The sequence below is a fragment of the Pseudomonas sp. ICMP22404 genome (assembly GCF_006227205.1).
In the GTDB taxonomy this organism is placed as follows: Bacteria; Pseudomonadota; Gammaproteobacteria; order Pseudomonadales; family Pseudomonadaceae; genus Aquipseudomonas.
Genome location: NZ_VCNG01000056.1, coordinates 1 through 556, shown reverse-complemented (window position 1 = coordinate 556; position 556 = coordinate 1). Strand labels below are relative to the sequence as shown.

The window sequence follows — 556 nt, the reverse complement described above, 5'->3', positions numbered from 1 at the left end:
GCCACCGATGTAGATCTCCCCGGCCACGCCCATAGGCACCGGTTGCTGGTGGGCGTCGAGCAGGTAGATCCGGGTGTTGGCGATCGGCTTGCCGATCGGCGTGCTGTCCGGTGTCTCGGCGCCGGAGCAGTCCCACGCCGTCACGTCCACGGCCGCTTCGGTCGGGCCGTACAGGTTGTGCAACGCAGTTTGTGGCAATTGCGCCTTGAAACGCCGTACCAGATGCCCCGGCAAGGCTTCGCCGCTGCACATCACCTGACGCAACCCCTCGCATTCGCCAGCCTCGCCATGGGCCAGGAACACGTCCAGCATCGACGGCACGAAGTGCAGCGTGGTGATGCCTTGGGTCTGGATCACTTCGCGCAGGTACGCCGGGTCGCGATGTCCCCCGGGACGCGCCATCACCAGCCGGGCGCCGGTGAACAGCGGCCAGAAGAACTCCCATACCGAGACGTCGAAGCTGAACGGGGTCTTCTGCAGCACCGCGTCCGCGGCGCTCAGTGTGTAGGCGTCCTGCATCCACAGCAGGCGGTTGACCACCGCGCCATGCTCGTTC

At 66.4% G+C, this 556-nt stretch carries 1 protein-coding gene; it reads right to left on the bottom strand.

All coding sequences use genetic code 11. From position 1 onward, the window contains the following. Nucleotides 1-556 (bottom strand): AMP-binding protein (locus tag FGE05_RS29610; protein WP_139650436.1); only part of this gene is annotated, 556 nt, incomplete at both ends.